The 24,179-nt window shown below is 64.1% G+C and carries 26 protein-coding genes and 1 tRNA gene; 17 read left to right on the top strand and 10 right to left on the bottom strand.

Features of this window, described 5'->3' with window-relative positions; all coding sequences use genetic code 11:
• Nucleotides 1-190 precede the first annotated feature (190 nt).
• Nucleotides 191-478 carry a hypothetical protein gene (locus tag ABSY17_RS06740; RefSeq protein ID WP_378948308.1) on the top strand — a complete coding sequence of 96 codons (288 nt, stop codon included), beginning with the start codon at nucleotides 191-193 and terminating at the stop codon, nucleotides 476-478.
• 267 nt (nucleotides 479-745) lie between these two features.
• Here ABSY17_RS06740 and gluQRS read toward each other — a convergent pair whose 3' ends face one another.
• A complete protein-coding gene (gluQRS, locus tag ABSY17_RS06745) occupies nucleotides 746-1,621 on the bottom strand; it encodes a tRNA glutamyl-Q(34) synthetase GluQRS (RefSeq protein ID WP_378948310.1) in 876 nt (291 codons plus the stop codon).
• 75 nt (nucleotides 1,622-1,696) lie between these two features.
• On the opposite strand from gluQRS, the gene ABSY17_RS06750 reads away from it, so the two are divergent.
• Both ABSY17_RS06750 and ABSY17_RS06755 read left to right on the top strand, forming a co-directional pair.
• On the top strand, nucleotides 1,697-2,350 hold the full coding sequence (locus ABSY17_RS06750; RefSeq protein WP_378948312.1) for a DNA-3-methyladenine glycosylase family protein: 654 nt from the start codon (nucleotides 1,697-1,699) through the stop codon (nucleotides 2,348-2,350).
• A gap of 118 nt (nucleotides 2,351-2,468) precedes the next feature.
• Nucleotides 2,469-3,026: an HNH endonuclease gene (locus ABSY17_RS06755; protein WP_378948314.1), complete on the top strand. Its 558-nt coding sequence runs from the start codon at nucleotides 2,469-2,471 to the stop codon at nucleotides 3,024-3,026.
• Nucleotides 3,027-3,110: 84 nt separating this feature from the next.
• Here the strand turns inward: ABSY17_RS06755 and ABSY17_RS06760 are convergent, their stop codons facing one another.
• Both ABSY17_RS06760 and ABSY17_RS06765 read right to left on the bottom strand, forming a co-directional pair.
• On the bottom strand, nucleotides 3,111-3,626 hold the full coding sequence (locus ABSY17_RS06760) for a disulfide bond formation protein B (protein ID WP_378948315.1): 516 nt from the start codon (nucleotides 3,624-3,626) through the stop codon (nucleotides 3,111-3,113).
• Between the two features lie 39 nt (nucleotides 3,627-3,665).
• Nucleotides 3,666-4,253, bottom strand: coding sequence for a YqaA family protein (locus ABSY17_RS06765; protein ID WP_378948317.1), 588 nt, complete (start codon nucleotides 4,251-4,253; stop codon nucleotides 3,666-3,668).
• Between the two features lie 382 nt (nucleotides 4,254-4,635).
• Between ABSY17_RS06765 and ABSY17_RS06770 the strand changes: the two genes are divergently transcribed.
• Nucleotides 4,636-4,720: transfer RNA gene (locus tag ABSY17_RS06770), tRNA-Leu, on the top strand.
• Nucleotides 4,721-5,225: 505 nt separating this feature from the next.
• On the opposite strand, the gene ABSY17_RS06775 is transcribed toward ABSY17_RS06770, so the two are convergent.
• Nucleotides 5,226-5,624: a c-type cytochrome gene (locus ABSY17_RS06775; protein WP_378948319.1), complete on the bottom strand. Its 399-nt coding sequence runs from the start codon at nucleotides 5,622-5,624 to the stop codon at nucleotides 5,226-5,228.
• 245 nt (nucleotides 5,625-5,869) lie between these two features.
• Here ABSY17_RS06775 and ABSY17_RS06780 point away from each other — a divergent pair, with 245 nt between their 5' ends.
• Entirely contained in the window at nucleotides 5,870-7,549 is a 1,680-nt protein-coding gene (locus tag ABSY17_RS06780) for an AMP-binding protein (protein ID WP_378948321.1), read from the top strand.
• Between the two features lie 50 nt (nucleotides 7,550-7,599).
• On the opposite strand, the gene ABSY17_RS06785 is transcribed toward ABSY17_RS06780, so the two are convergent.
• Both ABSY17_RS06785 and ABSY17_RS06790 read right to left on the bottom strand, forming a co-directional pair.
• The gene (locus tag ABSY17_RS06785) at nucleotides 7,600-8,883 is read right to left on the bottom strand and encodes a GNAT family N-acetyltransferase (RefSeq protein WP_378948323.1); all 1,284 of its coding nucleotides are present in this window, start codon (nucleotides 8,881-8,883) and stop codon (nucleotides 7,600-7,602) included.
• Entirely contained in the window at nucleotides 8,883-10,292 is a 1,410-nt protein-coding gene (locus ABSY17_RS06790) for an oligosaccharide flippase family protein (protein WP_378948325.1), read from the bottom strand. Before ABSY17_RS06790 ends, ABSY17_RS06785 begins: the two co-directional genes overlap by 1 nt.
• 98 nt (nucleotides 10,293-10,390) lie before the next feature.
• Between ABSY17_RS06790 and ABSY17_RS06795 the strand changes: the two genes are divergently transcribed.
• Nucleotides 10,391-10,621, top strand: a complete 231-nt coding sequence (locus ABSY17_RS06795; protein ID WP_378948328.1) for a hypothetical protein — start codon at nucleotides 10,391-10,393, stop codon at nucleotides 10,619-10,621.
• A 133-nt stretch (nucleotides 10,622-10,754) separates the two neighbouring features.
• Here ABSY17_RS06795 and secA read toward each other — a convergent pair whose 3' ends face one another.
• Nucleotides 10,755-13,478, bottom strand: a complete 2,724-nt coding sequence (secA, locus tag ABSY17_RS06800) for a preprotein translocase subunit SecA (RefSeq protein WP_378948331.1) — start codon at nucleotides 13,476-13,478, stop codon at nucleotides 10,755-10,757.
• Nucleotides 13,479-13,719: 241 nt separating this feature from the next.
• On the opposite strand from secA, the gene ABSY17_RS06805 reads away from it, so the two are divergent.
• The 6 genes from ABSY17_RS06805 to ABSY17_RS06830 all read left to right on the top strand — a co-directional run bounded on the left by ABSY17_RS06805 (nucleotide 13,720) and on the right by ABSY17_RS06830 (nucleotide 18,120).
• Nucleotides 13,720-14,631, top strand: a complete 912-nt coding sequence (locus ABSY17_RS06805) for a peptidylprolyl isomerase (RefSeq protein ID WP_378948334.1) — start codon at nucleotides 13,720-13,722, stop codon at nucleotides 14,629-14,631.
• Between the two features lie 265 nt (nucleotides 14,632-14,896).
• Nucleotides 14,897-16,138, top strand: a complete 1,242-nt coding sequence (argJ, locus tag ABSY17_RS06810) for a bifunctional glutamate N-acetyltransferase/amino-acid acetyltransferase ArgJ (protein ID WP_378948337.1) — start codon at nucleotides 14,897-14,899, stop codon at nucleotides 16,136-16,138.
• Nucleotides 16,139-16,146: 8 nt separating this feature from the next.
• Nucleotides 16,147-16,920 carry a GNAT family N-acetyltransferase gene (locus tag ABSY17_RS06815; RefSeq protein ID WP_378948340.1) on the top strand — a complete coding sequence of 258 codons (774 nt, stop codon included), beginning with the start codon at nucleotides 16,147-16,149 and terminating at the stop codon, nucleotides 16,918-16,920.
• Nucleotide 16,921: 1 nt separating this feature from the next.
• Nucleotides 16,922-17,335, top strand: a complete 414-nt coding sequence (locus ABSY17_RS06820; RefSeq protein ID WP_378948343.1) for a (deoxy)nucleoside triphosphate pyrophosphohydrolase — start codon at nucleotides 16,922-16,924, stop codon at nucleotides 17,333-17,335.
• Nucleotides 17,336-17,476: 141 nt separating this feature from the next.
• Nucleotides 17,477-17,791, top strand: a complete 315-nt coding sequence (locus tag ABSY17_RS06825; RefSeq protein ID WP_378948345.1) for a hypothetical protein — start codon at nucleotides 17,477-17,479, stop codon at nucleotides 17,789-17,791.
• Between the two features lie 158 nt (nucleotides 17,792-17,949).
• A complete protein-coding gene (locus tag ABSY17_RS06830) occupies nucleotides 17,950-18,120 on the top strand; it encodes a Flp family type IVb pilin (RefSeq protein ID WP_378948348.1) in 171 nt (56 codons plus the stop codon).
• 50 nt (nucleotides 18,121-18,170) lie between these two features.
• Here ABSY17_RS06830 and ABSY17_RS06835 read toward each other — a convergent pair whose 3' ends face one another.
• A complete protein-coding gene (locus tag ABSY17_RS06835; RefSeq protein WP_378948351.1) occupies nucleotides 18,171-19,043 on the bottom strand; it encodes a methyltransferase domain-containing protein in 873 nt (290 codons plus the stop codon).
• Nucleotides 19,044-19,099: 56 nt separating this feature from the next.
• Here ABSY17_RS06835 and ABSY17_RS06840 point away from each other — a divergent pair, with 56 nt between their 5' ends.
• The 5 genes from ABSY17_RS06840 to ABSY17_RS06860 all read left to right on the top strand — a co-directional run bounded on the left by ABSY17_RS06840 (nucleotide 19,100) and on the right by ABSY17_RS06860 (nucleotide 22,739).
• Entirely contained in the window at nucleotides 19,100-19,885 is a 786-nt protein-coding gene (locus tag ABSY17_RS06840) for a ComF family protein (protein ID WP_378948354.1), read from the top strand.
• A gap of 26 nt (nucleotides 19,886-19,911) precedes the next feature.
• Nucleotides 19,912-20,181: a glutaredoxin 3 gene (gene grxC / locus ABSY17_RS06845; RefSeq protein ID WP_378948357.1), complete on the top strand. Its 270-nt coding sequence runs from the start codon at nucleotides 19,912-19,914 to the stop codon at nucleotides 20,179-20,181.
• Between the two features lie 11 nt (nucleotides 20,182-20,192).
• Nucleotides 20,193-21,059, top strand: coding sequence for a carbon-nitrogen hydrolase family protein (locus ABSY17_RS06850; protein WP_378948360.1), 867 nt, complete (start codon nucleotides 20,193-20,195; stop codon nucleotides 21,057-21,059).
• Nucleotides 21,056-21,481 (top strand): DUF1178 family protein, encoded by a 426-nt coding sequence (locus ABSY17_RS06855; protein ID WP_378948363.1) that lies wholly within the window; start codon nucleotides 21,056-21,058, stop codon nucleotides 21,479-21,481. Before ABSY17_RS06850 ends, ABSY17_RS06855 begins: the two co-directional genes overlap by 4 nt.
• Before the next feature lie 376 nt (nucleotides 21,482-21,857).
• The gene (locus ABSY17_RS06860) at nucleotides 21,858-22,739 is read left to right on the top strand and encodes a DMT family transporter (RefSeq protein ID WP_378948365.1); all 882 of its coding nucleotides are present in this window, start codon (nucleotides 21,858-21,860) and stop codon (nucleotides 22,737-22,739) included.
• A 35-nt stretch (nucleotides 22,740-22,774) separates the two neighbouring features.
• Here the strand turns inward: ABSY17_RS06860 and ABSY17_RS06865 are convergent, their stop codons facing one another.
• Both ABSY17_RS06865 and ubiG read right to left on the bottom strand, forming a co-directional pair.
• Entirely contained in the window at nucleotides 22,775-23,134 is a 360-nt protein-coding gene (locus ABSY17_RS06865) for an MmcQ/YjbR family DNA-binding protein (protein ID WP_378948368.1), read from the bottom strand.
• Nucleotides 23,135-23,237: 103 nt separating this feature from the next.
• Nucleotides 23,238-23,984: a bifunctional 2-polyprenyl-6-hydroxyphenol methylase/3-demethylubiquinol 3-O-methyltransferase UbiG gene (gene ubiG / locus ABSY17_RS06870; RefSeq protein WP_378948371.1), complete on the bottom strand. Its 747-nt coding sequence runs from the start codon at nucleotides 23,982-23,984 to the stop codon at nucleotides 23,238-23,240.
• Nucleotides 23,985-24,179 lie beyond the last annotated feature (195 nt).

A 24,179-nucleotide genomic window follows, 5' to 3' on the forward strand; every position in this document is an offset into this window, starting at 1 on the left:
AGTCTGGCCGGACGCCGCGTCCGGTGATGGAGTTTTGCTTAATCGCTCTAATGCCGAACATTCCTGCAAGCAAAATGAAACGATTGATCCATAGATTCGTCGCACCTGTTCCGGTGACCCGATCCGGATGGCGCTTGCCCGGGTGGCGGCCCGGGAGAAACTGCACAGTCGGCCTCTGAAAGGACCGAAGATGTTGTGGAATCTCGAGCCGGGCTGGATGATGATGGCGGTCGCCCTCGTCACCGTGTTGTCGTTCTTCTTTGGCGCGGCCCTCGACGCCATCATGAAGGAGGACGGCTTCGGCCCGATCGGAAACATGCTGCTGTTCACAGCCGGCTTCTTTGCCGCGGTGCTGGTCGCCAACAGTTTTGGAATTGCGTTGCGCGACCTGAGGCTCGCCGTTGCCTGGGGGCTCGGTGGCGCATTCGTTCTCATTAGCGTGCTTGCTCTGGTCAAGGCCAGCCTCGCGAGGCTCTGACTGCGGTTGGCCGGTCGTGCGTCCTTCGACAAGCTCAGGATGAGGGACCAAGCTCAGGATTTGGGACCTTGGCGTTGACCTCCCGCCGTGCCTCTGGTGAAAATTTTCGGGCCGGCATCCTCCCCCGTTGCAGGAAGGGTCACGTTTGGCGCTGGCGTCCCTTTCCGCGATCCCTAAGCTCGAGATTTGCCGCCAGCACCAAAGGTCCTCATCCTGAGCTTGTCGAAGGACGCACGACCGGCCAACTGCAACGATCAAGCTCCTGCTCTAGAACCCCAGTTGCCGCCGGATGTCCTCCGCCGTCGCGCCGGCCTCGCGCAATGCGGCGAGGCCGGTGTCGCGCAGGCTCTTCGACAGTTTTCGTCCGTCCGGGCCGAGCACCAGGCGATGGTGGAAATAGGTCGGCGCCGGCAACCCCAGGATTTCCTGTAGCAGCCGCTGCATCGAGGTCGCGAAATAGAGGTCGCGTCCGCGCACGACATGGCTCACGCCCTGCAGCGCGTCGTCCACCACCACCGAGAGATGGTAGCTGGTCGGAATCTCGCGCCGGGCGATGACGACATCGCCCCAGTCTAGCGGGCTTGCCGCGATCTCACTCGACCCGCTCATCGTCTCGTCCCCCCATTCGCGCCAGGTGAGCCGTCCGTTGAGCCGCGCCATTGCAGCCGCTGTGTCGAGCCGCCAGGCGAATGGCGCACCCGCATCGATCAGCCGCCGGCGCTCGGCCAACGTCAGGCTCTTGTCTGTGCCGGGGTAGCGCGGCGCGCCGTCGGGATCGCGCGGCCAGCTGCGGCCAGTCGCCTCGTGCTCGACGATCGCCTTGCGGATCTCGCCGCGGCTCAGGAAGGCGGGATAGACCAGTTCCTCGCGGCGCAGCCGCTCCAGTGCTGCTTCGTAGTCGCCAAAATGCTCGGATTGGCGCCGCACCGGCTCCTCCCAGCCAATGCCAAGCCATGCGAGGTCGCGGAAAATGCCGGCCTCGAACTCAGGCGTGCAGCGGGTGAGGTCAATGTCTTCGATGCGCAGCAGCAATCTTCCCCCGCAGTTTGCCGCCATGCGCAGGTTGGTCAGCGCCGACAGCGCATGGCCGAGATGGAGTTCGCCATTGGGACTGGGTGCGAAGCGGAAGACAGGAGTGGCCATGGCGTATGCGGTTTCGGATTGAACGGTTGCTCAACCGATTGCTACGTTGCCGGCCGCAACCTAACAAGAGACGCCATGCGCCGGATCTCCAATCTCGATGACGTCAATTTCGGCCTCGACGCGCTTTGCGCGATCGATCCACGGCTCGAGGTCGTGCGTGGCATGGCCGGCGAGGTGCCGCTCAGGCTGTCGGAGCCGGGCTTTGCCAGCCTCGCCTCGATCATCGTCTCCCAGCAAGTGTCCACCGCGAGCGCGCGCGCGATCTTCGGCAGGCTGACCGGCCTTCTTGATCCGCTGACACCGGAGTCGCTGCTTGGCGCCGGCGAAGAAGTGTTTCGCGAGGCGGGGTTGTCGCGGCCCAAGCAGCGCGCCTTGCTGGCGGTAGCCCAGGCCGCCGCCGAGGGCCTCGATCTGCACGACCTCTGCCGGCTCGAGGCGCATGAGGCGATTGCCGCGATGGTTGCAATTCCCGGCATCGGGCCGTGGACTGCCGAGGTCTATCTGCTGTTTGCGGCCGGCCACCCCGACATCTTCCCCGCCCGCGACGTGGCGCTGCAAAGTGCCGTTGGCCATGCGCTGGGCATCGATCCGCGCCCCGGCGAAAAGGCACTGATTCGGCTGGCCGAGGCGTGGGCGCCATGGAGAGGAGTCGCTTCTCGGCTGTTCTGGGCGTATTATCGGCAAACCCGGGGTCGCGATGGCGCGCCGCCGGCCGGAAATCCCGTTTGAAGTCGTAAAAACGCGCTCCTTTTACGGGTTTTGTGACCGACAAGACGCTTCACATTCCTGTCACCTCGGGCTTACAGTATTCGTACCGTTAGGTTCGAAGACCAAGGAGGTAAGCGAAGTGACGGTTGCCGTGTCTCCGGATGGGCTCCCAGCACTAGTGCTGAATGCGGATTATCGTCCGCTCAGCTACTACCCCTTGTCGCTGTGGTCCTGGCAGGATGCAATCAAGGCGGTGTTCCTCGACCGCGTCAACATCGTCGCCGAATACGATCAGGCCGTGTCCTCGGCGAATTTCTCGATGAAGCTGCCGAGCGTCGTCAGCCTGAAGAACTACGTGAAGCCGTCGCGCTATCCGGCCTTCACCCGCTTCAACGTTTTCCTGCGCGACCGCTTCCAGTGCCAATATTGCGGCACGCCCGAGGATCTCACCTTCGACCACGTCGTTCCGCGCCACAGCGGCGGGGCGACGACCTGGGAAAACGTCGTTGCCGCCTGTTCACCCTGCAATTTGAGAAAAGGCGGTCTGATGCCGGCACAGGCCAAGATGTGGCCGCTGCAGAAGCCCTTTCAGCCGACGGTGCACGACCTGCACAACAACGGCCGGCTGTTTCCGCCCAACCATCTGCACGAAAGCTGGATGGATTATCTCTATTGGGATGTTGAACTCGAGCCTTGATGAAGGCTGATCTCCCCCCTTGCGGGGGAGATGTCCGGCCGACAAGCTCAGGACAGAGGGGGGCAAGCAGCCCGCCTGGGACTGTCACCCCTTCCTGAACGCCCCACGGAACGCCACCGCGGCCAGGATCGCGCTGGCGATCACGTTCCAGCCGGCGAAGGACAGGCCGAGCACGCGCAGGGCCGCATCCTCGCAGCGCGGCGGCACGACGTCGTTGAGGATATCAAGCAGGCCCTTGCCGCCGGTGTCGACCACGCCGCTGACTGCAGCGCAATCGGTCGGACCCGGCCACCAACGCCATTCGACGCCGGCGTGGTAGATGCCGAGATAAAGCCCATAGAGCATCAGCAAACCGCCGAGGGCCAGAAGAAGGCGCGTCAGCCAGGCCGGCCAGTGCATGAGCGAGGAGAGTGCTGCCACCGCCATCAGCGGTGCGCCGATGTAGTAGGGCGTGCGCTGTTCGAGGCAGAGCTTGCAGGGCATGTAGCCGCCAATGTGCTGGAAGCCGAGTGCGGTGCCGACGACCGCGGCCATGGCAATGGCAAGGAAAAGCGCCGTCAGCGTCTGGCTGCGGCCGGTTCCTGTGGTGAACGAAGTCATGTCTTTGGGTCCGAACTGGTCTTGGGGGCGCTTGGCGAGTCAGTGCAAATATCTGACGAAAACATACATCAAAATCAGGACTCCGGCGGCAAGGCCGGCCAGCAGTCCGAGGCGCTCTTCGATAAACAGCCGGATCGGCTCGCCATAGGTCTTGAGCAGCCAGGCAAGCACCAGGAAGCGCGCACCGCGTGCGACGATTGCCGAGAGGATGAACCAGCCGAGTGGGAAGCCGACGACGCCGGCGAGGATCGTGACCACCTTGATCGGCGGCAGATGCGCCAGTCCCGAGGTCACCAGCATCAACAGGATGATGCCGGTTCCGGAAGCGATCTTCAGCTCTTCGAAGGCGTCGTACTTGCCGTAGAACTCCAGCACCGGCCGGGCGATCGCCTCGAAGGCGTAGTGGCCGAGGAACCAGCCGGCGATGCCGCCCAGCACCGAGGCCACCGTCGCTACGATGGCATAGCGATAGGCCCGGTCCGGCCGCGACAGCGCCATCGGCAGGTAGAGCACGTCGGCCGGCACGAGGAAGATCGAGCTTTCGATGAAAGCGATGAAAGCCAGCCACCATTCGGCGGATTTCCTTGCCGCGAGCGACAGGGTCCAGTCGTAGATTCGGCGAAGCATCAGGCCCCCTTGGCGCACCGCGCGCCCCGAGGATCGCAATCGATCCCGGCAAGCGCTCCACGCAGATTCAAACTGTCAAAGCGTCTTTTGCATGTCCGAATGGACGCCAGGCGCCAAGAAATATTCGTCGCCTGTGTAGGAAGAATTGCACCGCCGCACAATGCTTGGGCCCTTCGCGAATTGGCAAGGCAGGCACGCGGCACAATCTGTCGCACAACCTGATGCCATGGCGGTCGCTGCGCCGTCGTTCGGCGGTGGTCGCGGCATTTCCTCTGCCCTTTCGGCCACATAGCTGCATCAAGTTGAACAAAGACGCGTTCGACCAGTTGACGAGGGGCCAGCCAACCGTATAGTCCGCGACCGTTCTGTCCGTTTCGGACAGGCCCCTATGGCGGAATTGGTAGACGCGCTCGACTCAAAATCGAGTTCCGCAAGGAGTGCTGGTTCGATCCCGGCTAGGGGCACCATTTCCCACCCGAAAAACCGGCGAACGCGGTCAATCGGACTTCGGCACGGTTTGCTCCCGAGATGGCTACTGCACCGTCATCGGCTGGCCGGGGGGTGTGGCGGAGTCTGCGCCAGTATCGAAGTTCGGGCATTGTCGCAGGTGGTGGTGGCGGCTTTCCCATCCTTGCAAAGTGGACTGTCGTGGTGGCCGTTTCCGATAATCTTGTTTGCAGTAATCGTCCCGGTCAGGCCGAGGGCTACCGCTAGCGCGGCATGCGACAAGGTCTTCGACTTCATGGCATTCCCCTTTTCAAAGAGCCGGAGGGGCTTTTGTACTCTATCATGAAAGCACATCGGGGTCTGTCTGCATTGTGCGGCTCCAACGGACGCAGCCGCTGACCCGCTCGAGAGCGGCCGCCGTCGCTCACGCGGCGCATGCCAGCCGTCCACGGCGTAAGCTCGGATTGCCGCGCGGGATGCCCGCCGACGGGCTGTCCCTCCACCTGCCTGTGATGTTTCGCGAACTCATCGCTGCAGGGTCTGGATGTAGCTGGTCAAGTTGTGGATGCGCTCCGTGGTCACGACCTCGCCGCCGCTCGGGCCGTAGCGCTTGGCGTCCTCTTCGAGGAACTGCCGGCCCCATACCGGCATGTCGCGTTCGCCGTGACCCGGCATCAGATATCGCCCGTCAATCGTCGCAAAGACCCGTGAATAGGGAAATTTTCCGCCATTCCTTTGCGAAAGATGAGTCAGATCGGCCGGTTTCTTGACCAGCAGATCGCGCAAGGGTCCGTCCCCTTTTCCCTCGGTGCCGTGGCAGACCGCGCAGGAGTTGAGGTATTCCGCCTGCCCATAGCTCATTTGCTGCGCCGAAGCCGTAGTGCAGGTCATGCTTGCCAAGGCCGCTGCGATCAGGAGTTTCAAGCGTGCCTCCATCTTCGGATAACTGTCGGTGGAGTCTACTGTTTTGGCGCCGGCGCGCCTTGACAAGGATCAAAGGCGGGCCGGGCATGGACGGGGCCGCAAAAAAGCCTGGCCCATGCTGGGGCTGACCCGAACCGTCTTGACGCGCTCAGCCGCCAGGGCTACGCGACAGACTGGTTCAATGCGACCGGCGGCTTCGTGCCCGGCGCAATGGTTCACTTGCGGAGGAGCGGAGACGACCGTCCATGCTGGAGCGGCGCGACACTTACCACGCCCTTTACCGCGATTTCCGTTGGAATATCCCGCAAAGGTTCAACATAGGCACGGCCGTTTCCGACCGTTGGGCGGCCGTCGATCCCGATCGCATCGCATTGCTTGGCTATCGTGCCGAGGGGGACGCCGAAGAACTGACTTTCGCTGAGCTGTCCGGGCGCTCCAACGCCTTTGCCAATGCCTTGCGTGCCAAGGGCGTGCGGCGCGGCGACCGCGTGGCGCTGCTCCTGCCGCAGTGTTTCGAGACGGCCATCGCCCATGTCGCGATCTACAAGCTCGGCGCCATCGCCGTACCGCTGGCGCTGCTGTTCGGCATCGAGGCGCTCGAATACCGGCTGCAGACGGCAGGGGTCAGGGCGATCGTTACCAACGCGGCCGGGCTCGCCAAGGTGAACGTGATCGAGGGCCGCCTGCCGGAGCTCGAGGTCGTCATCGTGGTCGATGGCGGCGGGCCCGACGATTTCCATCGGCTCCAGGCCTCGCATTCGCCGGCCTTCGAGGCCGAGGCGACTCATCCCGACGATCCCGCGATGATGATTTTCACCTCCGGCACCACCGGACCACCGAAGGGCGCGCTGCATGGCCATCGCGTCTTGCTCGGCCATCTGCCGGGGATCCAGATGGCGCATGAATTCCTGCCGCAGCCCGGTGACCAGATGTGGACGCCGGCCGACTGGGCCTGGGCCGGCGGCCTGCTCAACCTTTTGCTGCCCGGCCTCTATTGCGGTCTTCCCGTAGTCGCCGCCCGGTTCGACAAGTTCGACCCCGAGGCGGCTCTCGGCCTGGTCGAAAAGATGGGCGTGCGCAATGCCTTCATCCCGCCCACGGCACTGCGCATGCTCAAGGCCGTGCCCGACATCGCCAAGCGCTTCCGGCTCGACCTGCGCAGCATCGGTTCGGCCGGCGAGGCGCTGGGCCGCGAGACTTACGACTGGGCGGCCACTGAGCTCGGGCTCACGGTCAACGAGTTCTACGGCCAGACCGAATGCAACGCCGTGCTCGCCTCTTGCGCGGGCATCGGCGTCACCAGGGGCGGGGCGATCGGCAAGGCCGTTCCCGGCCATCGTGTCGCCATCATCGACCGCGAGGGCCGCCGCCTGCCACCGGGCGAACCGGGCCAGATTGCCATTGCCCGACCCAACCCGGTGATGTTCCTCGAATATTGGCAGAACCCCGAGGCGACGGCGAAGAAGTTCGTCGGCGAGTGGATGACGACAGGCGACCAGGGCATCGAGGACAAGGACGGCTATGTCCACTTCTTCGGCCGCGACGACGATGTCATCACGTCCGCCGGCTTCCGTATCGGTCCGGGCGAGATCGAGGATTGTCTGACCGGCCATCCGGCTGTGGCGCTTGCAGCGGCCGTCGGCAAGCCCGATCCGCTGCGCACCGAGATCGTCAAGGCCTATGTCGTGCTCAAGGACGGCGTGGCGGGCGACGTAGCGCTTGCCGAGGAGATCCGGCTGTGGGTGCGCGAACGGCTATCGGCGCATGAGTACCCACGCGAGGTCGAGTTCGTCGATTCGATGCCGCTGACCACGACCGGCAAGGTCATCCGCCGCATTTTCCGCGAACGGGCGAAGCGTGAAGACAGCGCATCGGCCCGAAAATCGGAATCGATTTTCGGAAAGCACGATGCGCAGACTCAATAATTTGGAGCGTCCTTTGTGCGCCCATTCGGACGCATGGCGCTCCAAGGCGCTTAACCCCGCTTAAGCAGGCCGCGCATCCTGTCGCGCAGCTTGACGGCGAGCTTGCGCGTCTGGCGATGAAGATGCAGTTGTGATGCCGCCTGCCGGGTGGCGCGGTCGGCATCTGGCGTCAGTCCGACAATGATGGTTCCCATCGTTTTTTTTTCGCTCCACATGCGTCCGAGCATCGGGTGGTCCGGAATGGCGCAGGAGTCCGTTGCCATGATGTTGGGATCTTCGAGGTGCTGAGCGGTTACCGCCATCATCAACTGGACGCCCGGGGAGAAGGCCGACAGGGTTTCGTCATAGGCGATCTTCCAGGTGTAGGCGATGCCGGCTTCGATGAAGACGACGAGGCTTGCAATGGCGCGCCCGTCGAGCGTCAGCGAGTGGATGCGGCACAAGTCGCGCTCAGCGAGGCGATGCACCGCTTCGCGTGCGAAGGCGGCGCGGTAGCGGTCGATCACCATGGCGGTGCGCCTGCGGCCCTTCCAGCCCGAGGCTTCCAGTGTCAGGAACTGCTCGAGCGCGTGGCGGACATCCTCCTGGCTGCGGGCGATCCTGTGCTCGACCACGCCCTGTTCGGCGAGCCTGCGGCCAAGTCGGCGGAACTCGCGATAGTGGCGGTTGCCGAGCGAACCCTTGAGGTAGTCCCCGCCTTCAAGTTGGCTTTCGAGAAACGGCCGCTCGAAACGGGCTGTGACGAGCAGTGGCAGTCCGCGCGTGTCGGCGGCAACACTCAGCATGCGCGCCACCGCACCGTCGAGGCGCATGTCCGGCAGTACCAAAACCTTCGGCAGCTTGAGGTGCGGCCGCGCCAGCATTTCGAAGAAATCGGCGATCACGCCTTCGGGGTCGTCGCGGTCGAGCAGCGGCGTGCCGAGCGGCCCGAACGGGTTCGACCATGTTCGCATCACGGAAACGGCGAGCGGTATCGCCGGCTTTTCGACCGAGAACGGCACCAGCAGCCTGAGCCGGCTGCGATGTTCGTCTCCGTCGCGGATCACGGCGAGGCGCACCTCGCGGTCTTCCAGCCGCGGCATGGCCGGTGCAAGGAAGCGGGGGTTGAAGAAGACATTGGGTTCGATGGTGCGCGCCCATAGATGGTCGAGTTCTTCGACCAGGTCGAAGCCGGCCGATGCCGGATAGACGGCAAGCCGCCGCAATGGGCGCTCAGTGCAGATCAGTTCGAGCTCGGCCGCTTCTGCAGCGCTTTCGGCAATGCCGGCGATACCGGCAATCATCGCGCCGCTGGGGCCTCCGCTGGATTCCTCGATAATGGGCTTGGCGGCCATCACGCTGTCCCCGTCTTCGAACTGGGCGGGATGAACACCACCATGACGATGCCGAGCTTGCGCCAGACGGTGAAGGACAATGCGCTGGCCTCGAAGACCATCGCTGCCGACGTGGCGATTGCAGCGCCCCAAAGGCCAAGCGTCGGAAGCAGTATGACATTGAGGGCGACGTTCAGCGCCAGCGTCGCCGCATAGACCGCGGCGCAGATGTTCTGGTTGCCGCTCATGGTCAGAAGGCTTTCGCAGGGGCCAACGGCCGAGCGCGCCAGCACGGCCGCCGAGAGAAGGAACAGCAGCGGATAGCCGGCGTCGAATTCGGGGCCGAACAGCATCAGCAGCGGCTTGCCGAGCGCCAGCACCAACAGACCCATCGCCAGCGACGGCCAGAAGGTCCAGGACACGGTCTCGCGGGCGAAGCTGGCCAGCTTTTCGGGGTCGCCATGGCTGAGCTGCGCGTAGCGCGGGGCAACACCTGCCTTGACGGCGAAATAGACGAAATGCACCAGCGCCAGCGTCTTGACTGTGGCGAAATAGACCGCCACCTGGTCCGGCTCCAGGTAGAAGCCGACCATCAGCACGTCGGCATTGGTGAGCAGGAAAAAGAAGCTCTCGACCAGGAAGATAGGCAGCGAGATCTTCAGCCAGTAGCCGAGCCGCACGGTGCTTGGCCCCGCCGGGAAACGCTTTTTCAGCCGTGTGGTGACGCTGACCAAATGGCCGATCGTGGTTATGTAGCATGCCATGATCGAAGCGATCAACGCGGTCTCGGCTGTTGGCGCGTAACCCAGCGCATACGCGATCGCCATGAAAGCCAGGATGAGAACCGGGCGCGTAATGTAAGCCGGAACGAGGGCAGGGAAGGCCCAGGAATTGGCGCGTGACAGCCCCTGCAGCACGTCCGTCAGGGCAATCATCGGCAGGCAGAACATGCCGAGGAAGAACGGCACGATGTAGTAGCTCTCGATTCTGTCGGCAAACAGCCAGACGCCAGCCGCTCCGCTGGCCGCGATAACAGTCGAAGCGATGAGCACGAACAATCGGCTGGCAATCAGCAGTCCGCGCAGTTCGGCGAGCTGGCCCTTTTCGCGGTATTCGGGGATGAAGCGGATGACGGAGGTGTGGACGCCGAAACAGGACAGGCTTCCGACGATCACCATCGTTACCCAAACCAGCACGTAAATTCCGTATTCGAAGCTGCCCATCCAGCGGGCGAGCAGCACCTGGCTGACGAAGGCGATAGCGGCGCTGACGATGCGGACGGCGAAGGCAAAGAGCGACACGCGGCCGGCCTCGCTGCGTTCGTCGGCGCTGAACAACAACGTGTCGATCCGGTGCAGCAATGGCATGACGCGCAGGGCAAGCCGCCCTGGCAACAGGCGCTCGGCGGTCATCGCAGCGGAAAAACGCACTCAATACACTCCATCTTCCGCAATTCTTGCTGACAGGGTCTAGTCGAGAGCGATTAAGAAACGGTTGGATGAACTTCCACCGGCGAGGGGAGGGCGACATGATCTCGGATGAAGAACGCCAGGCGATGCTGCGAGCCCATTCGATTGGCCCGGCGATGATCCGTTATCTCGAGGAAATCGGCATCGAGAAGCTCTCCGATCTGCGCGGCGCCAACGCGGAAGAGATTGCCATGCGGATGAACATCGCGTTGGGACGCAGGCACATCAACCGCCTCGGCGTGGCGGCTTTGTGCAACCTGATCGAGCTGGCGAATGGCGGGCCGGCGTGAAACGAAGAATATCGGAGCCGCCTCGCTGGATGGCGTCAAAGCCGAACTCGGCACCTGCAGGCATATCTAGAAACGAAAACGGCGGCCCCGTCGGGCCGCCGTTTCGCATTCAGTTTTCAGCTGCCGGAGCCTGTCAGGCGAAGGTGCCGTGGCAGTGCTTGTATTTCTTGCCCGAACCGCAGGGGCATGCCTCGTTGCGGCCGACCCGACCCCAGGTCGCGGGGTCGTTGGGGTCGCGGTCTTCGGCGGCGACGACGCGCGCATCCTCCAGGACCGCCACCGAACCATCGCCGAAATCGTCTTCGCCGGTCGTCCCGTCGATGTGGTGACCGAACATCTCAGGCGCTTCCGGCGGCGGGGCGTCGGCCGCCTGGCGGACGAGTTCGACGCGCATCAGTTGCGACGTCACTGCCTGGCGCAGATTGCCGAGCATCGCCTGGAACAGCTCGAAGGCCTCGCCCTTGTATTCGTTCAGCGGGTCGCGCTGGGCATAGCCGCGGAAGCCGACGACCGAACGCAGGTGGTCGAGGTTGACCAGGTGCTCGCGCCACAGATGGTCGAGCGTCTGCAGAACGACCGAGCGTTCGACATAGGTCATCACGTCGGGGCCGAAGCGTTCGGCGCGATCGGCGGCTGCCTTGTCGGCCTCGGCCGTGATGCGCTCGCGCACCTCCTCCTCGGCGATGCCTTCTTCCTTGGCCCACTCGTCGACCGGCAGGTCGAGATTGAGGCTCTGCAGCACGCCTTCCTTGAGACCCGCGACATCCCACTGTTCGGCATAGGCGTTTTCCGGGATGTGCTTGGAGACGAGATCGTCGATCACGTCGTTGCGCATCTCGGCGACCGTCTCGGACAGGCTCTCGGCATCCATCAGCTCGATACGCTGTTCGAACACCACCTTGCGCTGGTCGTTCTGGACGTCGTCATATTTGAGAAGGTTCTTGCGGATGTCGAAGTTGCGCGCCTCGACCTTCTTCTGCGCCTTTTCCAGCGCCTTGTTGATCCAGGGATGGATGATGGCCTCGTCTTCCTTGAGGCCGAGCTTCTGCAGCATGCCGTCCATGCGCTCGGAGCCGAAGATGCGCATCAGGTCGTCCTGCAGCGACAGGAAGAACTTCGACCGGCCCGGATCGCCCTGGCGACCCGAACGGCCGCGCAGCTGGTTGTCGATGCGGCGGCTTTCGTGGCGTTCGGTGGCAAGCACGTAGAGGCCGCCGGCGGCGAGCGCCTTTTCCTTGAGGCGGGCGACGTCCTCGCGGATCGCCTTTTCCTTGGCGTCGCGCTCGGGCCCCGCCGGCATGTCGGCCAGTTCCTCGGCAATGCGCATGTCGGCGTTGCCGCCGAGCTGGATGTCGGTACCGCGGCCGGCCATGTTGGTGGCAATCGTGATGGCGCCCGGCTTGCCGGCCTGGGCCACGATCGAGGCTTCACGCTCGTGGTGACGCGCGTTCAGCACTTCGAAGTCCTTGAAGCCATCTTGGCGCAGGCGCGCGGCGAGTTGCTCCGACTTTTCGATCGAGGTGGTGCCGACGAGCGTGGGTTGGCCCTTGGCGTTGGCCTCGCGGATCTCGCGGACGATCGCCTTGTATTTTTCCTCGACGGTCCGATAGACCTCGTCGTCCTCGTCGATGCGGCTGACCGGCAGGTTGGTCGGAACCTCAGTCACGTCGAGATTGTAGATGTTGGCGAACTCTTCCGCTTCCGTCAGCGCCGTGCCGGTCATGCCGGCGAGCTTTTCGTACATGCGGAAATAGTTCTGGAAGGTGACAGAAGCCAGCGTCTGGTTCTCCGGCTGGATCGCCACGTGCTCTTTGGCTTCCAGCGCCTGGTGCAGACCCTCGGAGAAGCGGCGGCCCGGCATCATACGGCCGGTGAATTCGTCGATGATGACGATCTCGCCGTCCTTGACGATGTAGTCCTTGTCCTTCTGGAACAGGCGATGGGCCTTCAGCGCGTTGTTGACGTGATGGACCATGGCGACGTTTTCGATGTCGTAGAGCGACTCGCCCTTGAGCAGGCCCGCCGCGCGCAGCATGTTCTCCATCTTCTCCGTACCTTCCTCGGTGAAGATGGCTGTCTTCTGCTTTTCGTCGACCTCGTAGTCGGACGGCACCAGGTTCTGCATGAAGGCGTCGACGGTGTTGTACATCTCCGAGCGGTCCTCGAGCGGACCGGAAATGATCAGCGGCGTACGCGCTTCGTCGACCAGGATCGAGTCGACCTCGTCGACGATGGCGAAGAAGTGGCCGCGCTGCACCATCTGGGCGCGCTCATACTTCATGTTGTCGCGCAGATAGTCGAAGCCGAGTTCGTTGTTGGTGGCGTAGGTGATGTCGCAGGCATAGGCCTCGCGGCGCTCCTCGTCGGACATGCCGTGCACGATGATGCCGACGCTCAGTCCCAGGAACTTGTAGAGACGCCCCATCCATTCGGCGTCGCGCTTGGCGAGGTAGTCGTTGACGGTAACGACATGCACGCCCTTGCCGGTCAGCGCGTTGAGGTAGACGGGCAGGGTGGCGACCAGCGTCTTGCCCTCGCCGGTGCGCATTTCGGCGATGCCGCGGCCATGCAGCACCATGCCGCCGATCAACTGCACGTCGAACGGCCTCAGGCCGAGTGCGCGCCGTGCGCCCTCGCGCACGGTAGCGAATGCCGGGATCAGCAGGTCGTCGAGCGTCGCCCCGTTGGCGAGGTCCTGACGGAACTGCTCGGTCCGTGCACGAAGCTGTTCGTCGGAAAGCGCCTGGAGCTCATTTTCCAGGGCATTGATCGCTTCCACCCGAGGTCGGGTCGCCTTGACGCGGCGGTCGTTGGAGGAACCGAAAATCTTACGGGCGATACCGCCGAGACTGACCATCAAGTGGTCCTTTCAATTCGAATGATACCGACTGTCTGCCGGCTGAACCTGCCGGGGTGAGACGGTTGCAGATTCAACGCTCCAAGCGCCACGGATAAAACGCTTCTGGACGCGAAGACGATGGACAGATAAGAGGGGGCACAACTTATGTCAACGTTGCAGAGAAGCTGCCGGAGACGCCAAATTCCGCCACATTCAGGTTGATTTGGAACCACGGTCATCATCCCACCGGAGAGTTTAGATGTCTATTTCGTTCCGTAGCGCTTCGCTTGCCCGCTTCGGGCTTGCCGCAGGCCTCGTGGCGCTGTCGTCGCTGCCGCTCTTGGCACAGGACGCCGCGCCGGCCCAGCCTGCGGCCCCCGCAGCTGCGCCCGTCGACCCCAACGCGGTCGTGGCTACCGTCAACGGCCAGCCTGTCACCGAGGCCGACATCGCCCTCGCCGAAAAGGAACTCGGCGCCCAGTTCGGCCGCCTGCCGCCCGAACAACGCCGCGCGGCGGCGCTGTCGTCCATCATCGAGATCAGGCTGATGGCCGCTCAGGCCGTCGAGAAGGGCCTCGACAAGGATCCTGAATTCCTGCGCCAGATGGCTTTCCTCAACCAGCGCGCGCTGCACGGTGAACTGGTCGACAAGGAAGTGGCCGGCAAGATCACCGACGACGAGATCCGCGCCCGCTACGACAAGGAAATCGCAGCCCAGACGCCGGTCAACGAGGTTCACGCCCGCCACATCCTGGTCAAGAGCAAGGAAGAGGCCGACGCCATCATCAAGAAGCTCGACGGCGGCGAGGACTTCCAGAAGCTCGCCAACGAAAACACCACCGATCCGAGCGGCAAGACCAGCGGCGGCGATCTCGGCTTCTTCGGCCCTGGCCAGATGGTGCCGGAGTTCGAGAAGGCGGCGATGGCGCTCGAAGTTGGCGCCTACACCAAGGAGCCGGTGCAGACACAGTTCGGCTGGCACATCATCAAGCTCGAGGACAAGCGCGCCCAGCAGCCGCCGGCATTCGACGCCGTCAAGGATCAGGTTAAGTCGCTCCTCATCCGCGAGAAGTACATCGAGCTGGTCAAGCAGATCCGTGACCAGGGCAAGGTCGACGTCACCGATCCGGAGCTCAAGAAGGCCATCGACGCGATCGACGCCCAGAAATAATTCGTTCCGACATTTTTATTCAGGAAGGGCGGTGTCATTCGGCGCCGCCCTTTTTTGTTTGCCGAAGCGCCATCGCTGGCCATTCGGACTGGCGGAGTTGGTGTTGCGCCGTGCTCATCCCGAGTCACCTTCGCCGCCTGCTCGATCCGGCGGTGCATAGACGGCCTGGACCACGGTTTCGTGAGGCAAAACGCCTTGCGAAGCCTCGCGCTATCGGGCAAACGGGGCCAGCTTCAACCGTTTCCCGAGCCCGCAGAGGTTCTACATGTCGACTGCCGTTTCCCCGCTTGCACCGAAGAAATATCCCAAGATGCCCGCGATCGAAGGCGTGCGCATCGCCACCGCCGAAGCGGGCATCAAGTACAAGGGCCGCACCGACGTGCTGGCCATGGTGTTCGACGAAGGGACTGTGGCCGCCGGCGTGTTCACCCGTTCCAAGTGCCCGTCTGCGCCGGTCGATTTCTGCCGGCAGAACCTTGCCGGCGGCAAGGCGCGCATCCTGGTGGTCAATTCCGGCAACGCCAATGCCTTCACCGGCAAGAAGGGCCGCGAAACCACCACGCTGACCGGCGAGGCCGCGGCCAAGGCCGCCGGCTGCACCTCGGGTGACGTCTTCCTGGCTTCCACCGGTGTCATCGGTGAGCCGCTCGATGCGGGGAAATTCAGCCACCTGCTTTCGGGCATGGTCAAAGATGCGAAGCCCGACCAGTGGACCGAGGCCGCCAAGGCCATCATGACCACCGACACCTATCCCAAGGTGGTCACTGCAACGGTCAAGCTCGGCGACGCCGACGTCACCATCAACGGCATCGCCAAGGGGGCGGGTATGATCGCGCCCGACATGGCGACGATGCTGTCTTTCGTTGCCACCGACGCGCCGATCTCGGCTGAGGTGCTGCAGGACATGCTGTCGCGCGGCACTGCCAAGACGTTCAACGCCGTCACCGTCGACAGCGACACCTCGACTTCCGATACGCTGATGCTGTTTGCCACCGGTGCCGCCGCAAAGCGCGGCGCGCCCGCGATAACCGACGCCAATGATGCGCGTCTCGGCGCCTTCCGCCGTGCGCTCAACAAGATGCTGAAGACGCTCGCCATCCAGGTCGTTCGCGACGGCGAGGGCGCGCGCAAGCAGATCGAAGTCACCGTCACCGGTGCCAAGTCGGCCCGTTCGGCCAAGCGCATCGCGCTTTCCATCGCCAACTCGCCGCTGGTCAAGACGGCGGTCGCCGGCGAGGACGCCAACTGGGGCCGCGTCGTCATGGCCGTCGGCAAGGCCGGCGAGCCGGCCGACCGCGACCTGCTGTCGATCTGGTTCGGCGATAACCGCCTCGCCCACAATGGCGAGCGCGACCCCACCTATTCCGAAGAGGCGACGTCGGCCTATATGAAGGGCGACAGCATCGTCATCCGCGCCGACATCGGCATCGGTCGCGGGAAGGCCACGGTTTGGACCTGCGACCTGACCAAGGAATATGTCGCCATCAACGGCGACTACCGGAGCTGATAGCCCACGTGAACCAGAACCGCCCGTCGCATGAACTCGCGATCGTCCGCCGCTACGAGGCGGCGGGCTTTCGCGCCTGGCCGGCGGCGGCTGTCCACTATGACGGCACCTGGCTGGTCCGGCTGACGGCGGGCCATCCGGCCAAGCGGCTCAATTCCGTCAATCCGCTCGATCCTGCCGACATTCGCAACATCGAAGACCGCATCGCCCGCGCCGCGCGTCGCTTCGAGGCCTATGGCCGGCCGCTGACCTTCCGCATGTCGCCGCTGTCGGGATCGGCGGTCGCCGCCTATCTCGACCGCGAGCGCTGGAGCATCTTTTCGGAATCGCTGGTGATGCGGCTATCGCTCGACGACGGCCTCGTCGATGGCGCCATGGACCAGATCCCGCTCAAGGACATCGGCCGCTTCGTCGGCGCCTCCATGGCGGTGCATGGGTTCGATCCTTCGCTCAGGGCAGGACTGTCCGAGATCATCGGCGCCATCCAGCCGGAGGCCGGACTGTTCATTCTCCAGCAGGACGAAAAGCCGGTGGCGACGGCGATCTGCGTCCACGACAACGACCTTGCTGGCCTGTTCGAGATCGCCACCAGCCAGGCCGAGCGTGGCAAGGGCTTCGGTCGCCGGTTGATCCTGTCGTCGCTGAAATGGGCCCGTCTGCGCGGCGCGCGTCAGGCCTGGCTTCAGGTCGAGGCCGACAACCACGACGCCATCCGCCTGTACAGCAAGATGGGCTTCAAGGAAGTCTATCGCTACCACTATCGCCGCCCGCCGGAGGATTGACGTGACCGAACAGCCCAAACGTCTGCTGCTGGTCGCGGCTTGCGCCCTTGTCGATGCCGACGGCCGCGTCCTTCTCGCCCAGCGCCCGGAGGGCAAGCAGCTTGCCGGGCTGTGGGAGTTTCCCGGCGGCAAGGTCGAGCACGGCGAAACGCCGGAGCAGACGATCGTGCGCGAGCTGCACGAGGAGCTCGGCATCGAGACCAAGATCGCCTGTCTTGCGCCGCTGACGTTTGCCAGCCACACCTATGATGATTTCCACTTGCTGATGCCGCTCTATATCTGCCGGCGTTTCTGGGGTACGCCCGAGCCGAGGGAAGGCCAGGCGCTCAAATGGGTCCGGCCCAAGCAAATGCGCGACTATCCCATGCCGCCCGCCGACGAACCGCTGATCCCGTTCTTGATCGATCTGCTCTGACAAGCCGGCCCCGCACCAGAAGCGGCAGCCGCGCCTGCGCCGATCAGCGTTAAGGCAAAGTTTATCCAATCGTGAAATGTTTAGCTGTCGCCGATTGCCTTCCTCGGCGCGCGATACGGTCTTTCGCGAGGGAAATTGCCGATGCAAGCTGATGAGGAGTGGAACCTGATCCGCCCCGAACGCCAGTCCCCAACCGCCAGGGCCGGCGCGGGAATTCTGCGGGTCACCTTGCTGTTCGGCGGCGTGGCCGTCGCCTTGGCGCTGGTTGCGACGTCATTCCTCGACCGGGACAGCCGGCTTCAGCTCGGCCAGATGAGGTTCGACGGACTCGACTTCACCACCACAGGCTCGATCGGCCGAAACAACAACTACACTTTGCGCCGCAGCGTGCTGCAGGAAACGCCACAGTCCATTTGCGTCATCCAGGCCAATGGTACGCGCAGCGGTCAATGCTGAGGACGCTCTAAGCCTCCTATCCCGTGCATTCTGCCAGATGGTTTCCCCTGGTGGCAAAATGTTCCGGCATCGCTTCATGGCCCGTTAAGGCTGTGTCGTTAACCTTTCTTAATCTGTAGCGGCTATGGTTTACGCAACGAGACAGGTGGATGCGACCGATGATCTTGCGATTTCTGAAAGACGAAAACGGAGCCACGGCCATCGAGTATGGCCTGATTGCTGCCCTGATTGCTCTCGCCATGATTGGCGGCTTCTCGCAACTGGCCAACCAGCTCCAGATCCTTTGGGGTGACAACAATGGCGAAATCCAGAAGGGTCTGAACCCTTAGGATAGCACTGCGCGTCCGAATGGACGCGCTGCACTCCAAAAGGGCAAGCGCTACTTCTTGCCGTCCTCGCCGAGCACCTTGGCGAGCGATACCTGCGCCGAACCCGGCTTGAGCGGCTTCTGCTGCGAGGGGGCTGGCGCCCATCCCGACAGCCAAACGAAGCAAAAACTCGCCCGCACTCGGCCGTCCGGGTCGGAAAAGCGCTCGGCATAGATTTCGGCCGCGCGCTGGAACAGCCGCCGCGTTGCCGGCATACGCGAGCGATCGGTCAGGCTGTTGGTCACGCCCATTGCGCGCAGGTCCGCCATCAGCGCGAACATCGTGTCGTAGCGCACGGTCACCGTTTCCGCATCGGCAACTGGCAAGGCAAAGCCTGCCCGCTGCAGCAGCGCTCCGGCATCGCGCACGTCGGTGAAGGGGAACACCCGCGGGCTCGCGCCGCCGGTCAGTTCGGTTTCCGCCGCGAGCAGGCTTTCGCGCAGTTCGGCCAGCGTGCCCGCACCGGCCATGACGCCGAGGAACAGCCCGTCCGGCCGCAGCGCCCGCCTGATCTGGATCAATTGGCCGGGAACGTCGTTGGCCTCCTGCAGGGCTAGCAGCGACAACGCGAGATCGATGCTCTCGGGTTCGAGCGCGATCGTTTCCGGATCGGAGACGATGCCGGGCCCGCCGCCGAGGAAATCCCGATCAGCCTCGATGCGGACCACGTCCTGGACCTTGCCGCTGGCCGCCAGCACCGCCGTTGCCGCCGGGCTGACACCGAAAATCGCAGCACCTCGCTCGAATTTGCGCTCCACGACGGCCAATCTATCCGCGAGGTCTTCGGCGGCGCGGGCCACCAGGAAATCCGCGCCCGCGACGGCTTGCGAAAGGGCCCGGCGGCGGCGCGCGATCACGAGGCTGGCGTCGAAAATGGCTTGCACTGGCAGATGTCCTTGTTTGCCGGGTTTCTGATATGGTCGCCCGACCCTAACCTGTCGTGGCCGATCTGATGCCGGAGATCAAGAGCCTCGCCATTGCTGCGGCTGCCTGGCCGGCGCGGATGCTGTTTCCGCCGGTCTGTCCCGGCTGCCGCAGGCTGGTCACGCAGCCCGGTGCGCTCTGCGGTGCGTGCTGGCCCAGGTTGCGCTTCTTGGAGAAGCCTTGGTGCGAGGTGATGGGCACGCCCTTTGCCCATGATTTCGGTGCCGGCTTCCTGTCCGCCGAGGCGATCGCCAACCCGCCACCCTTCGCGCGTGCCCGCGCCGCCGTCGCTTATTCCGGCGTCGCCCGCCAGATGGTCCAGGGCCTCAAGTTCCGCGACCGCACCGATCTCGCCCCCTGGATGGCGCGCTGGATGCTGAGGGCAGGCGCCGAACTTGTCGCTGACGCCGAGGTCGTCGTGCCGGTGCCGCTGCACTGGCGCCGCTTCTTCTGGCGCCAGTTCAACCAGTCGGCGGAACTGGCGCGCACCATTGCAGCACTTGCCGAGCTGCCCTTTGCGCCGACTGCCGTCCGCCGCGTCAAGCGCACGCGCCAGCAGGTCGGGCTCGGCCAGCGCGAACGCGAGGACAACGTGCGCGCAGCCTTCGCCGTCCCGCCGGAAGCCGAGATCGAGATCCGTGGCCGCCGCGTACTCGTCGTCGACGACGTCTACACGACCGGCGCCACTGTCGCTGCGGTCACGCGCGCGCTGAAGAAAAGCGGGGCGAGCGCGGTCGACGTACTGACCTTCGCCCGCGTGCTGCCGGGGGACTTCCGGCCCGACGAGGCAGCCACTATATAGTCGGCCAAGAATAACGGGTTTCTGCCATGATCGACGTCACGATCTATACACGCATGATGTGCGGCTACTGCACGGCGGCAAAACGCCTGCTCGAGCGCAAGGGCGTTGCTTTCACCGAGCATGACGCTAGCTTCTCGCCTGAACTTCGGCAGGAAATGATTACGCGTGCCAGCGGCCGCGCGACTTTCCCGCAGATTTTCGTCGGCAACGTGCATGTCGGTGGCTGCGATGATCTCCATGAGCTCGAAGAGCAGGGCAGGCTCGACGGTCTGCTGGCATCCGGTTCGCTTGGTTGAGGGTATAGGTGATGGCAATTTTCAAGGCGGCAGCGGTGCAGATGCGTTCCGGCAAGGAGCCTGAGCGCAACGCGCGTGATTTCGAGGCGCTGGTGCGCGAGGCCGCCGGCCAGGGCGCGGCCTATGTGCAGACGCCCGAGATGACCGGCGCCATCGTCGGCGACAGGGATGCGCGGGCCGCTGCGTTTACGTCCGAGGAGCGCGACCCGATCGTCGCCGCCGGCCGCCGGCTCGCCGCCGAACTCGGCATCCACCTGCATGTCGGCTCGACGGCGATCGTGCGCCCCGACGGCAAGCTCGCCAACCGCGCCTTCCTGTTCGGACCGGACGGGTCGACGCTCGCCACCTACGACAAGATCCACATGTTCGACGTCGACCTCGACAATGGCGAAAGCTGGCGCGAATCCTCGGCCTACGAGCCGGGCAAGGAGGCCATCGTGGCCGACACCGCGCTTGGCAAGTTCGGCTTCGCCATCTGCTACGACCTGCGCTTTCCGCAACTGTTCCGCGCCGTGGCGCTTGCCGGCGCCGAATTGCTGACCGTTCCCGCCGCCTTCACCCGCCAGACCGGCCTTGCCCACTGGCACATGCTGTTGCGCGCCCGCGCCATCGAGAACGGCGCCTTCGTCGTCGCCGCCGCGCAGGGTGGCAAGCATGAGGACGGTCGCGAGACCTTCGGGCATTCGCTGATCATCGATCCGTGGGGCCGCATCCTCGCCGAAGCCGGCCACGACGAGCCCGGTGTCATCGTGGCCGAGATCGACACCCGTCACTCCGCCGATGCGCGCAAGAAGATCCCCAACCTCAAGAACGCGCGCGACTTCGGTGTTTCGCTCCGTCAAGCAGGCGAGGGGGCCTTGAAAGGCGCAGCATCTTGATCCGCTTTTCCCTCCACTGCGACCACGCACACGAATTCGAGGCCTGGTTCCGCAGCAATGACGACTACGAGACGCAGCGCAAGCGCTGCTTCGTCTCGTGCCCCGAATGCGGCTCGCAAAAGGTCGAAAAGGCGCTGATGGCGCCTGCCGTCTCGACCTCGCGCAAGCAGGACAAGATCGCGCTCGCCATGGGCGAGGAACAGCGCAAGGTCATGGCCGCGCTCAAGGAAATGTCCGAGAACGTGCGCAAGAACGCCGAGAATGTCGGCGACAAGTTCGCCGAGGAAGCGCGTAAGATCCATTTCGGCGAAGCCGAGGCGCGCGGCATCTATGGCGCCGCGACCCTCGACGAGGCCAAGGGGCTGGCCGAAGACGGCGTCGATTTCATGCCGCTGCCCGTTTTTCCTGATGATCGCAACTGAGCGCCCTTTTGCGACTTCATCGGTCTTGTACGCCGGCTTTGTCGCACGACTCGGTTGAGGCATGGATTCCCGACACTCTCCGCTCCCTGTGGTCGCTCACGAGGTCGGGAATGACGGATTGCGTCTGCGGCCTCCTCTCGTCACCAATGCCAATGATTGGTACAGATCATTGGTGCAGGCGTAGATGAAGCTCGTCATTCCCGGCCTCGTGAGCGAGTGAAACGAGCGGAGAGTGTCGGGAATCCATGCCGTAACTTGGCCACAACCAACCCGGCTCGGAACAAAGCTCTTCGCCTGGCCCAATCGACCCCCGGTTCTCTGGCGCCGTGTTGTCTGGCATCGATTGCTGTGCTGGGAAGTGCGCATCGGGGCCTGAATGAACATCGTGTGGAATTCGGCCATTGGCCTGCTCGTCGTCACCGGAGCGCTGCTCGGGCTGACGCTGCCCTTCGGCAAGCTCGCCGTCGAGGCCGGCGTTCCTCCGCTGCTGTGGTCCCTCGTCATCTCCTTCGGCGCGGGCAGCGTGCTGCTGTTGACGCTGCTCGGCAAGGGCAAGCGCGTGGCGCTCGACGCGCACCGCTTGCGCTACTTCTTCATCGCGGCGGCGATTTCCTACGCCATACCCAATCTTTTGATGTTCACCGCCATGCCGCATCTCGGCGCCGGCTATACGGGGCTGATGTTCACGCTGTCGCCTGTTGTCACGCTGGTCATGTCGATCGTCTTGCGCGTCAGCCAGCCGAACCGGCTGGGTGTCCTGGGCATCGCCATCGGCTTCGTCGGCGCGCTCATTGTCGCCTCGACGCGCGGCCAGGCCGACCGGCCGGCCGAGTTGCTGTGGATCGGCGTCGGCCTGCTGATCCCGGTTTTCCTTGCGGCGGGCAACATCTACCGCACCTTCGACTGGCCGCAGAAATCCGGGCCGATCGAGCTTGCCGCCGGCAGCCACCTCGCCTCGGCGCTGATCCTGATTGCGCTGTCCATGGCCACTGGGCAGGTCTCGTCCGCGCATCTGTTGCCCGACATGCCGTTGCTGGTGCTCGCCCAGGTCGCGGCATCCTCGGCGATGTTTGCCTTCTTCTTCCGGCTGCAGGCCGTCGGCGGGCCGGTCTATCTCAGCCAGATCGGCTATGTCGCGGCCGCCGTCGGCCTGATTGCGGGCACGCTGTTTCTGGGCGAGAGCTATGGTCCACTGACCTGGGCCGGCGGCTTGATCATCCTCGTCGGCGTCACGCTCACCACAATGGCGCAGAGGTGACGCCCTGTGTGACAGGGCGTTCTCCTGCCGTCCGCTCAGACCGGCTTGCTCCTGCCGGCTGAGGATAGGTCGAATGCCTTGCAAAGCGTGGCCGGGGCGGTGTTTCGCCACGCCATGGCAAGGGCGCTTCTCAGTGTAGGCTCGTCCGCGGCAGCAAGGGATATCCGGGTCCAGCCCTGCCGACCCCAGCCGCCGTTCACCGGTTGAAAGATCGCCGGCTCGCTGCTTGCAAGCAATTCCTGCTGGTCTGGCGTCAGCTTGACCACGGCATCGGCGCTTTCCGGTAGTGTCGCGTAGACGCGGTTGCGAACCCGAAAGTCCGCCTTGCCAAAATGCGACTTTTCGATTGTCTCGGGCAGTGCCAATGCAAAACGGCGGGCGTCGTCGGCGTTCATCGCACTATCTCCCCACGCCAGCCTTGCTCAAAGGGCAGGCGGGCGGGAGGGATTATGCCGAAGAAGGGCGCGAAAATCTTGAAGAAATACTGCTCAGGCGGCCTCAAGCCGCCTTTTCCGCCAGCACCATGTAGTTGACGTCCATGTCGCGGGATTTCTGCCAGCGGTCCGTCAGCGGATTGTAGGTCACGCCGGTGCGGTCGATGGTGACGAGGCCCGCGCCGGCAATCGCCTTTTCGAGCTCCTCGGGGCGGACCAGCTTGCCATATTGATGGGTGCCGCGCGGCAGCCAGCGCAGCACGTATTCGGCCCCTACGATCGCCAGGCCCAGTGCCTTGAAGGTGCGGTTGATGGTGGCGACGAACATGATGCCGCCCGGCTTCACCATCTCGCCGCACTTCTTGACGAACAAATCGACGTCGGCGACGTGCTCGACCACTTCCATGTTGAGGATGATGTCGAACTTTTCGCCCGCATCGGCCAGGTCTTCCGCCGTTGTGGCGCGATAGTCGACGTCGACGCCGGCTTCCGCCGCATGGATCTTGGCGACCTCGATGTTGGTCGCGGAGGCGTCGGCACCTACCACTTCGGCGCCCAGCCGGGCCATCGGCTCGCACAGCAGGCCGCCGCCGCAGCCGATGTCGAGAATGCGCAGGCCCTCGAAGGGGCGAGCTGCATGGGTGTCGCGGCCGAAGCGCTGGGCCACCTGGTCGCGGATATAGCCGAGGCGCACGGGGTTGAACTTGTGCAGCGGGCGGAACTTGCCGTTCGGGTTCCACCATTCGGCTGAGAGCGCCGAGAACCGCTCGACTTCTCCGGCATCGATGGTCGATGGGCGGGGATCTGGCATTGTTGTGGTCTCCTTCGAGCAAAAGGAAGTCGGGGTTGGCGCGTTGATTGTCAAGGCAGCAATTTCAGCGCCTTGCGGAACCTGTCCGTTTTGGATATGCAGGCCGCGCATTCGGCACCGCACTAAAAGCTCGGTGTTTCCATTCATTTTCCGGCCTCTTTCCAGGCCGGCGCATTAGGCAAGGGCAACTCGCTT

Origin of the sequence: Mesorhizobium sp. ANAO-SY3R2, assembly GCF_042466635.1 — a bacterium.
Lineage (GTDB): Bacteria > Pseudomonadota > Alphaproteobacteria > Rhizobiales > Rhizobiaceae > Aminobacter.

Coding starts and splice junctions, on each gene's coding strand:
- ABSY17_RS06865 (WP_378948368.1), bottom strand. CDS start 23,134: ATGAACGCCGACGACGCCCGCCGTTTTGCATTGGCACTGCCCGAGACA.
- ABSY17_RS06825 (WP_378948345.1), top strand. CDS start 17,477: ATGCAAGCTGATGAGGAGTGGAACCTGATCCGCCCCGAACGCCAGTCC.
- ABSY17_RS06850 (WP_378948360.1), top strand. CDS start 20,193: ATGGCAATTTTCAAGGCGGCAGCGGTGCAGATGCGTTCCGGCAAGGAG.
- grxC (WP_378948357.1), top strand. CDS start 19,912: ATGATCGACGTCACGATCTATACACGCATGATGTGCGGCTACTGCACG.
- ABSY17_RS06795 (WP_378948328.1), top strand. CDS start 10,391: ATGATCTCGGATGAAGAACGCCAGGCGATGCTGCGAGCCCATTCGATT.
- ABSY17_RS06805 (WP_378948334.1), top strand. CDS start 13,720: ATGTCTATTTCGTTCCGTAGCGCTTCGCTTGCCCGCTTCGGGCTTGCC.
- secA (WP_378948331.1), bottom strand. CDS start 13,478: ATGGTCAGTCTCGGCGGTATCGCCCGTAAGATTTTCGGTTCCTCCAAC.
- ABSY17_RS06830 (WP_378948348.1), top strand. CDS start 17,950: ATGATCTTGCGATTTCTGAAAGACGAAAACGGAGCCACGGCCATCGAG.
- ABSY17_RS06750 (WP_378948312.1), top strand. CDS start 1,697: ATGCGCCGGATCTCCAATCTCGATGACGTCAATTTCGGCCTCGACGCG.
- ABSY17_RS06780 (WP_378948321.1), top strand. CDS start 5,870: ATGCTGGAGCGGCGCGACACTTACCACGCCCTTTACCGCGATTTCCGT.
- ABSY17_RS06785 (WP_378948323.1), bottom strand. CDS start 8,883: ATGGCCGCCAAGCCCATTATCGAGGAATCCAGCGGAGGCCCCAGCGGC.
- ABSY17_RS06860 (WP_378948365.1), top strand. CDS start 21,858: ATGAACATCGTGTGGAATTCGGCCATTGGCCTGCTCGTCGTCACCGGA.
- argJ (WP_378948337.1), top strand. CDS start 14,897: ATGTCGACTGCCGTTTCCCCGCTTGCACCGAAGAAATATCCCAAGATG.
- ABSY17_RS06765 (WP_378948317.1), bottom strand. CDS start 4,253: ATGCTTCGCCGAATCTACGACTGGACCCTGTCGCTCGCGGCAAGGAAA.
- gluQRS (WP_378948310.1), bottom strand. CDS start 1,621: ATGGCCACTCCTGTCTTCCGCTTCGCACCCAGTCCCAATGGCGAACTC.
- ABSY17_RS06740 (WP_378948308.1), top strand. CDS start 191: ATGTTGTGGAATCTCGAGCCGGGCTGGATGATGATGGCGGTCGCCCTC.
- ubiG (WP_378948371.1), bottom strand. CDS start 23,984: ATGCCAGATCCCCGCCCATCGACCATCGATGCCGGAGAAGTCGAGCGG.
- ABSY17_RS06760 (WP_378948315.1), bottom strand. CDS start 3,626: ATGACTTCGTTCACCACAGGAACCGGCCGCAGCCAGACGCTGACGGCG.